General features: G+C 58.2%; 5 protein-coding genes and 3 pseudogenes. 6 read left to right on the forward strand and 2 right to left on the reverse strand.

Annotated features, from left to right (window positions below):
* The 5 genes and pseudogenes from FXB38_RS41465 to FXB38_RS41495 all read left to right on the forward strand — a co-directional run.
* Positions 1–166: pseudogene (locus tag FXB38_RS41465) on the forward strand (IS701 family transposase); the annotation flags it as partial.
* A 1,070-nt stretch (positions 167–1,236) separates the two neighbouring features.
* Positions 1,237–1,806: pseudogene (locus FXB38_RS41480) on the forward strand (IS5 family transposase); the annotation flags it as partial.
* A 713-nt stretch (positions 1,807–2,519) separates the two neighbouring features.
* Positions 2,520–3,638: an amidohydrolase family protein gene (locus FXB38_RS41485; RefSeq protein ID WP_148756633.1), complete on the forward strand. Its 1,119-nt coding sequence runs from the start codon at positions 2,520–2,522 to the stop codon at positions 3,636–3,638.
* Positions 3,635–4,753, forward strand: a complete 1,119-nt coding sequence (locus FXB38_RS41490; RefSeq protein ID WP_148756634.1) for an amidohydrolase family protein — start codon at positions 3,635–3,637, stop codon at positions 4,751–4,753. The genes FXB38_RS41485 and FXB38_RS41490 overlap by 4 nt, the downstream gene beginning before the upstream one ends.
* The gene (locus FXB38_RS41495; protein ID WP_148756635.1) at positions 4,746–5,159 is read left to right on the forward strand and encodes a Rieske (2Fe-2S) protein; all 414 of its coding nucleotides are present in this window, start codon (positions 4,746–4,748) and stop codon (positions 5,157–5,159) included. The genes FXB38_RS41490 and FXB38_RS41495 overlap by 8 nt, the downstream gene beginning before the upstream one ends.
* A gap of 1,038 nt (positions 5,160–6,197) precedes the next feature.
* Here FXB38_RS41495 and FXB38_RS41505 read toward each other — a convergent pair.
* The gene (locus tag FXB38_RS41505) at positions 6,198–6,491 is read right to left on the reverse strand and encodes a hypothetical protein (protein ID WP_148756638.1); all 294 of its coding nucleotides are present in this window, start codon (positions 6,489–6,491) and stop codon (positions 6,198–6,200) included.
* Positions 6,491–6,688 (reverse strand): annotated as a pseudogene (locus FXB38_RS41510) (transposase domain-containing protein); the annotation flags it as partial. The pseudogene FXB38_RS41510 and the gene FXB38_RS41505, both read right to left, overlap by 1 nt.
* 247 nt (positions 6,689–6,935) lie before the next feature.
* Here FXB38_RS41510 and FXB38_RS41515 point away from each other — a divergent pair.
* Positions 6,936–9,056, forward strand: coding sequence for a recombinase family protein (locus tag FXB38_RS41515; protein WP_148756637.1), 2,121 nt, complete (start codon positions 6,936–6,938; stop codon positions 9,054–9,056).
* The last annotated feature ends 31 nt before the right edge of the window (positions 9,057–9,087 follow it).

The following is a 9,087-nucleotide window of genomic DNA, read 5'->3' on the forward strand; positions in this document are numbered from 1 at the left end:
CGAGTTCGGGCTCGATCACAACGAGAGCAGATCCTGGCATGGCTGGCACCGTCACGTATCCCTGGTGATGCTCGCCTTCGCCATGATGGCCGCGATCCGACATCGCGCTAACCCGCCACCGCCCAAAAAAACGAAACGGCGCCCCCCGGCAGAAGCCAAAGCATAACCACGGCGCCACTGATCTGCTGGTCAATCCAGGAAATCCGCCGCATCGCTATCAGACTTGCTCGAAAGCGGATTCGACCCGCACACATCATCGCATGGTCTTGCTGGCGCAGAGCTCACCAGGCTGCCGCTCACGCGCCCACTTCAAATCAAAAACGATCGCGGTAGGGACGCTCATTGCTGAGCGCCCCCCGCACAGATCCGGACGAGCCCAATTAAGACATCCGGCTCCTACCTTGGGTGTGTGACGGCGAAGCGCTGTTGCGGCCACGATGGACCCGTTCGTGCAGTTCCCTGAGCCGGGGCTCAAGGTCGGCCTCGTAGTCCTGCCACGTCATGCCATGCACGCCGGGGGCGGCTTTGCGCCGAAGCGCATAGAACGCCGTCCGGAGTGTATCGACAGTGATATGGTGGAGAAGTGCGGTGAACCGTTCCTTCTTCTTCTGCCTTGCGGCTTTCCGTACGCGGTCCAGCGCTTGGGTCACGCGAGCCCGGTACTGTGCCCGGTGCGTGCTTTGCTGGCCCTCGTTCCCCTTGGTCCCCGGCCTTGGCTCCGCCACCGGTCGCCCGGCTTTGTTCTCCTGCTTCGCAGCTACTATGCCGGAGTCAGACTTCTCTTGATCGTGCATCAGCGGCTACGGCTCCTCGCCTTCCCGCCGCGGACCAGGTTGCTCAGTGAGCATCTGGCCGACCGAGAGAGCTCCCGGTTCCCATACAAGAAGCTTCTGCACATGCCAGGGTCTGCGACCACGCCGAAACGACTGGGCGCTCGCGCTATCGCAGCCCTTCGTGTTGCCTTCCGCTCAGTTGACAGCGTCGGCTCTCGGGAGAACATTCTTTCGCGGCTCAATGGCTGGCCTATGCACTCCCCTGCCGACGCTTCGCCGACACCCTCACGGGTGCCTACGCACGGCTCGGGGCCGACGTGGATCGCTACTCCTTCATCGTACTGGACTTCCACCACCTACTCCTTGCCGGTCTCCCGGCGCACCAACTGTAATGCTAGGGTCTGTGCCTAATTAACTGCTTCTGATTCTTTCGTACCGAGTTGATTCGGCGTGGAGGATTTCGATGCGCAAAGGACTGTTCTGGCTCAACGACAAGCAGTGGGCTCAGATAGAGCCGCATCTGCCGACGAACCAGACGAACCAGACGGGCCCGGCGCGCGATGACAATCGACGCATCATCAGCGGTATCATTCACATGCTCCAGCGCGGCGCACGTTGGCGCGATTGCCCGCCCGACTATGGCCCTTACACGACGATCTACAATCGGTTCAATCGCTGGGCTAAGCGCGGACATTGGCAGGCGATCTTTGAAGCGCTCGCCCGCTGCGGCAAGGACGGCGTGACTTTGTCGATCGACTCCACCTCGATCAAAGCGCATCGATCGGCGAGCGGCGGAAAAGGGGGAGCATGAACAGGCGATCGGCCGCTCGCGCGGCGGGCGGACCACGAAAATCCACGCGCTGAGCGACCCTGATTGCAAACCTTGCGCATTTCATCTCACTCCGGGACAAGCCGCAGATATTGCCGCAGGGCCGGCCCTTTTGAGCTCGCGCCGCCCATGTCTTCCCTCATTGGAGACAAAGGCCACGATGGCGACGGCTTTCGCGCCGAAATTGCCACAAAGTCAAGCAGACTTTATATGGTGTACTTTAGTTTCAGGTAACTAGAATGAGGCCCTCGCTAGTGGTCGACCTATTCTGCGTCGCCGGGGAGACGGCACATGTCCGCTCACGAAGGCTATCCAGCGCGACCAGGTCTCATGCACGGTCAATCTGAACAGCAAGCGCTGAAGAATGGCCGCGGGTGAGGCGCGGCAAAGACACTGCTGATGGCGACATGCTCGAAGCTTTTTGCGGCCGCTTCACGCTGGACGTTGGACTGCCCCACAGCGGATGTCCATCCGCCACAGAGATTGAGACACGCTTGAGTTTCCCTTCTGTCCCCGTATGAGAGCGCCCAATGCTCTCGCGTTGCCATGTGGCAATATGAGACGACGTGGTTATCTGAGGCTCAGAGAGCGATACCTAGCGCTCGAAGGGGGCGCGCGATTTGGTGAAGGGTTTCGGATACACGACGTGTAGAGCTTAACCTGCCGTCCCAATATATTCGCGAACGCGGGCCAGCAAGGGATGACGCCACCTCGAGGGAAGGGCGCATGCTTGAGGCAGCTTGTGCTGATCCTCTTCGCTTTAATCTGCACCTTGTGTCCAGGAGCAATCTCGATAAATGTGGGACGGAACAGGTTCTCGGTGGTCATGGAAATCTGCAATATGTCCGGTGACCTAGTGTAAAGCAACGTAAGCCGATTAGAGCAGATTGCGCAGGAACTCTAGCGGAGTAATTGCTATGCAACCTGATGGCGTCCTTCCCACCGGCACTATGTCAATTCCTGACAAGCTGGACGTTGGTTGCATCGATTGTGACATTCACCCGGCGGTGCCGAGTCTCAGTTCCCTTCTCCCGTACATGGATGAGCATTGGCGAAGGCAAGTCGCCGAACGGGGACTGGAGCTTCAGGATTTTAGTAGCTCAAGCTTCCCTCCGAACATCCCAGCTCTCTGCCGCTCTGACTGGCGTCGCTCAGGAGGGCTGCCAGGTTCACAGCCTGAGGAATTGATTAGAAACGGAGTTGTGCCTTTCGGAACGCGGGCGGCGATACTTAATCCGCTATACGGCGTCCAGGCCATTGCAGATGAAGGAATGGCAGTGGCATTTGCGAGAGCCCTCAACGCATGGATTGCGGAGGAGTGGTTGCCCTACGATAGGCGACTTTATGGGTCCATTGTGGTTACTCCGCAGGATCCGGGCGGGGCCGTCGAGGAAATCGAAAGATGGGCTCCAAATGAGCGTTTCGTTCAAGTGCTGATGATCGCCTCGACTGAGTTGGCGCTTGGACAAAAATTCTACTGGCCCATTTATGAAGCGGCGACGAAGCACGGCCTGCCGATCGCGCTACACGCGGGAAGCAATTACAAACAAGCTCCTTCGTCTCTCGGATGGCAATCGTTTTTTCTCGCGGAATACGTTGATCATACCAGTATATTCCAGTCTCAGATATTAAGTATTATTACTCACGGGATTTGTTCCAAATTTCCTCAACTAAAGTTTGTGTGTTCTGAATCTGGCTTTCTCTGGTTGCCATCTTTCATGTGGCGTGCGTTGAAATCCTGGCGGGGTATGCGGTTCGAGACGCCGTGGGTTGATAGATCACCGGCTGACATTATTCGCGACTGTTTTCGATTCACGCTGCAGCCGATCGATGCTCCCCTCGAGTCCGCCACCTTTGGACGAGCCTTAGAGCAGCTCCGATCTGAAGAGATGATCCTCTTTTCCACCGATTACCCGCATCATCATTTCGACGGCAGTAGCGCGCTGCCGGGCGGTATCTCCAATGAGCTGGTCAACAAAATCTGCGTTGAGAATCCCTTGAAGACCTATCCTCGTTTGCGGAGACTTCAACAATGAACAAGCGGATCGAGCGGCCCACTCTCCAAGGCGCTGCGAAGATCAAGCAGCGGAGAGTCGACTGTGACATCCATCCGGCGGTGCGCTCATACAGTGATTTGTATCCTTACCTAAGTCAGCGGTGGAAGCTGCATCTTGAAGACTACGGAGTTCGGTTTCGGGTGCCGTTCGTCGGCGCGTCGAGGTTCCCGCAGGCAAACCCCGCCATTTCTCGGCGCGATGCCTGGCCCCCGGAAGGTGGACCGCCGGGATCGTCGCTGTCCTTCATGCAAAAGCAATATCTCGACCCGTGCGGCATCGACTACGGCATTCTGTTCGTGTTGTCTCCGGACGGAATGATGGAACGAAATCTGGAGTTCGGAACGGCGCTGTGTAGCGCCGTCAATCAATGGCAATATAATGAGTGGACGCAAAAGGATCGGCGATTGAAGGGGAGTCTGCTCGTCAACGGCGAAGATGTAGAAGGCGCGATTGCGGAGATTGAGATGTGGGCCGGTAAGACGGACTTCGTTCAGATCTCTATGACGTGCCGTGGGGTCGAGCCACTGGGCCGTAAACGCTATTGGCCAATCTATGAAGCGGCAGTTCGACATGGTCTGCCGTTGGGATTACATCTAAGTGGCGACAGCGGTTCCCCTGGCGGAGCCGGTTGGCCATCGTTCTATCAGGAGAGCCACCATCGGTTTAGCTTTGTTCATCGTGAGCTTCTTACGAGCTTTGTCTTCGAGGGAGCTTTCGAGCGCTTTCCGAAGCTGAAGGTGGTGCTCGTTGAGGGGGGATTTGCGTGGATCAGTGCTTGGTGCTGGCGCGCAGATCGTCAGTGGCTTCGCATGCGTGATGAAGTACCGCATCTGAAGCGACCTCCATCCGAATACGTAAAGCAAGCCGTATATATCACAACGCAGCCCATGGATGAGCCTGAGAGACCGAATGATCTCCGTGATGTGATGTCCTGGTTTGGTTGGGATCGTTTTCTGTTTGCATCTGATTATCCCCACTGGGACTGGGACGATCCCAAACAGGCGTTCAAATGCTCCCTCTCGGACTGGGAGCGCCGGATGATCTACAGCGCAAACGCCGAGGAACTGTACCGGTTCGAGTTCGGCAATGGCTAAGCATATCATCGGATCCGTGGGCGATATCCCGAATGGGGGACGACTCGCACTAGTTGTTAAGGGCCGTCCAATCGTAGTCTTCAATCGAGACGGGCAATACTTCGCCTTGCTTGACCGATGCCCACACTCCGGGGCCAAATTGAGTCTGGGCCTACTTACAGGCATTCTTCAGTCCAACGCGCCGGGGTGCTTTCGATATTCACGGGAGGGAGAAATCATCAAATGCCCCTGGCACGGTTGGGAGTTCGACATTCGCTCCGGACAGTCGTACTGCAGCCCACAATCTGTTAAGACGAGGTCGTATGATGTGAAGGTACAATCCGGCGCCGAGCTCGAGAACGGGCCGTATGTCGCAGACACTTTCAGCGTCTCGGTGGAAAGTGAGTACATCGTTTTAGAAATGTGAAACCAGTGCCATGCCAATTGAGAGAGGCAGAGGCAGAGCCTTAGCAAATCCTCTCATGCGGCGAAGCCGGATTAACAGCTATTTCCTCGTTTCCGCTATGTAGGTTCCGACCCAGCTCGCTGACGGAATTCCATGGCCAGAAAAGCTTCAGCGCCAGAAAGTTGCAAATTGCGCTCGGAATAAAAAGCGGCCCAGGAAGGATGCTTATGTTTGTGTGACAATGCGGCTTTTGCCGATCGAGGCCACATAGTCGGCCTCCTCCGACTAGCCAACACAGGTATCCATTGTCCGGCCGAGAAACTGAGCATGTTCTTGGGAAATGCTGACCGGTAAGGTTCATTGATCGCCGGAGAGGCAGCGTAGCTGGATAAGGCATAGGCATACGCCTATGCCTGGGTATGCCGACCAAAATGCTCGTCCAAGGCGGGTTAAGTGATCACCTTGGCGAGCGCCGACATCGGTGGCCGACTGCTGAGAAGATCCGACTGTTCGAGGAGACAATGCAAGCGGGTACGTCGATATTGGCCGTCGCCAAGCGAGCCGGTGTTGGCGCCGCCACGGCTAGATCGTCCGGGTGCTGTTTGCCATTGATGCCTGCGATCGGAAGGTGATCGCCGAAACGGTCACCACGGTATGAGTGAAATGATGCGCGACGTGATGTTCGTCTGGGTCGAGCGGCAATTTGAACCCAACAAAGTACGGTGTTCTATCGAGTGGTCTTCGACAATGGCTCGGCGTGCATCGCTCGATATGGCGGCGGCCCTTGGCCTCAGATTGTGCTTCACCCCAGTCGGTCGCCACAGTCGAACGGCATCGCAGAAGCCTCCCTCAACACCTTTCAAACGCGATTATGCGAGGAGTCCCCCAGACTCCGCGACAATGAACTGCTCGGCGTCGGATATCGGCAGTAGGAAGGTGCTGGAGCGCATCGGAACCAAAGAGTAGAAAGGAGAAGTGGCCGAAGCCGCTGCCCAATGGCGATCCGCAAAGTAACCATGCGCTGTAGGCCGCAAGCGCGCTGATCTATCGGGTTAGCGGTTAGATCTCGTCGGACTCTTCGGTCTTCGGCTTCATCATCGCGGCGAGCGCTTGGCGGCGTTTTTCGATGATGCTGGGGGTGTCCTTATGGATTGCGATCAGCTCTTTGAGGTTCTCGATCCCGTCATCGGTGAACGCCATCACTCCGTCTTCACCGACGCCGACGACCCATAGCTGGCCATCCTCGGTGTCCATTTCTTCGGCGACCTCGAACAGCCATTCCTCGTCTTCACCGAGCATCTCAGCGACATGGCTGAGAGTGAACACGTGGCTGACTTTGTTGGTGTGCCCCATCAAGCCGCCTGCGCCGCAAGGCCTTGCTGTTGCGCAGTCTTCCAGTTCCAGGGCAGCAGCTCATCGAGCGTGTGGGCGAGGTGGGTGGCGATGCGAGCGAGTACATCGGCGAGCCAAGTCTGAGGGTCGACGTCCTTCATCTTGGCAGAGACGATGAGGCTACACATGGCGGCGGCTCGGCGCCCTCCGCGGTCGGACCATTGCGGCCCAGTATGAGGTGCTGCGTATGGCAGCTCTCGGCGAAGCGCTGCCGCCTACGGCCCGCAGTGGCCTCATGCTTTTTTTGCGCCGGGGCATGTGGGGGTGGGCGCAGACGCTGGCCGCCGCAGGCCCCGTTCAACAGTCAGTTGCATCGCGTACTCCACCAGTGCCGCGTAACGAGCGCACAGCTGTCGTTTACGTGCTCGCGACAATGGCGATGAGCACACCCGAGCGGAGAACGCCATGAAGGAGTCCCTCAAAGTGCAGCCTCACCACCTCGAACGGGGTGCCTACCTCTACATTCGCCAGTCCTCGATGCGACAAGTCGTTGAGAACGTCGAGAGTACCAAGCGGCAATATGCGCTTCGCGGACGCGCAACGGCTCTCGGCTGGCGCGACGAGCAAATCATCGTCGTTGACAATGATCAGGGCGAGTCCGGCGCATCGGCCGCCTGGCGCGAGGGCTTTCAGCGGCTAGTCAGCGACGTCGGCATGGGACGCGCCGGCATCGTCATGGGCCTGGAGGTCTCCCGGCTGGCGCGGAACAATGCCGACTGGCAGCGTTTGCTGGAGATCTGCGCGCTCGCTGACACTCTGATCCTCGACGAGGATGGCGTGTACGATCCGACAAGCTTCAACGACCGGCTCCTGCTCGGCCTCAAGGGAACAATGAGCGAGGCTGAGTTGCACGTGATCAAAGCACGGCTACGCGGCGGAATCCTCAACAAGGTCAGGCGCGGCGAGTATCGCTGCACCCTTCCAACCGGCCTGATCTATGACCAATCCGGCAACGTGACGCTCGATCCCGACACGCAGGTCAGTGAGACGATCGCCCATTTCTTCGACACGTTCTCTCGCGTGGGCTCTGCATGCCAAACCGTCAAAGCCTTTCGCAAGGAAGGCCTTCTGTTTCCCTCGCGTCTGCGCAACAGCCAGAGAACGGTCTTTCGGCCATTGACCGCATCGACGGCAATACGCGTCTTGAACAACCCACGCTACGCCGGCTGCTACGTCTATGGACGGCGGCGCTATCGACGAGCCATCGACGGCAAGAAGACCGTGCAGCGGAAGCGTGACCACGATGATTGGCTGGCCTGCATCCCAAATGCTCATCCCGGCTACATCAGCTGGGAACGATTCCAGGAGAATCTCAAAATTCTCGAGACCAATGGTCGGGGATACGAGGTGGCGCGCGCATCGCCTCCGCGAGAAGGTACGGCGCTGCTGCAAGGACGGGCGGTATGCGGGCTATGCGGTAAGCACTTCCGTATCCGCTACACTGCCCGGCGTGGACGGCTGGATGCCTGGTACGTCTGTGATCGCGCTCACGGCTATCGCGGCGAACCAAACTGTCAGTCAATCGCCGGGCCTCCGATCGACAACGCCATCGGCATGCTGATTGCCGAACAGATGACGCCGGCCGCCGTCGAGTTGACGCTCGAGATCCGCAGGGAGATCGAAGTCCGGTATGAGGAAGCAGACCGGTTGCGCTGTCGCGCGATCGAACGGGCCCAAATCGAAGCCGATCTTGCCCAGCGCCGCTTCATGTTGGTCGACCCAAACAATCGTCTCGTCGCCGACACGCTCGAAGGTGAATGGAACGAGAAGCTCCGCGTGTTGGCCAAAGCCCGCGAAGATCGAGAGCGCGCACGAGAGCAGGATCAGCTCATTCTCGATGAAGCCGTTCGCAAGCGGCTGATCGCGATGACAGTCGACTTCAACAAGCTTTGGGCAGATCCGGATACGCCGGACCGCGAACGCAAACGGCTGCTCGCCCACCTCATCGAGGATGCCACCCTCATCAAGATGCCGGCGGAAGGCACCACCAAGATTCACGTCCGCTTCAAGGGCGGCAAAATCCAAACGCTTTCCACTATGAGCCCGAAATCATCGGCGCAGCAGGTGAAGACGCCGCCCGGTATAGTCGAATTGGTCGATAAGCTCCTCGACAAACACATCTATTCGGAGATCGCCGAACTCCTCAACGAGCAAGGATATCGCCCGGGAGGATCAGCGCGGCGCGGCCGCCACGATGCCCGCTTCACAGCCTTGCTGGTCGCCTATCTTGTCCATCGGTACGGCCTGCGCTCGCGCTATGACCGACTACGAGATCGCGGAATGCTGACAAAACGAGAAGCGGCTGCGCGCCTTAACATCCACGAAACGACTCTCGCCAGGTGGGCCGAACATGGACTCGTCGCCCGGCATGCCTACAATGCGCACTATTGCCTCTACGAGATTCCCGCATCGAACCTGCCGCGCAAGCAATGCAGTCGATGGAATCGTCTTGTCGATCGAGCCGCCGCCTTCAAGACGGCAACAGTGCCAAAACCCTCAACTGAAGCTGAAGGAGCTGTAGTATGAATGCACGTAGTTGGCGAACAGGCACAAACCC

It is taken from the genome of Bradyrhizobium cytisi, assembly GCF_008123515.1.
Lineage (GTDB): Bacteria > Pseudomonadota > Alphaproteobacteria > Rhizobiales > Xanthobacteraceae > Bradyrhizobium > Bradyrhizobium cytisi.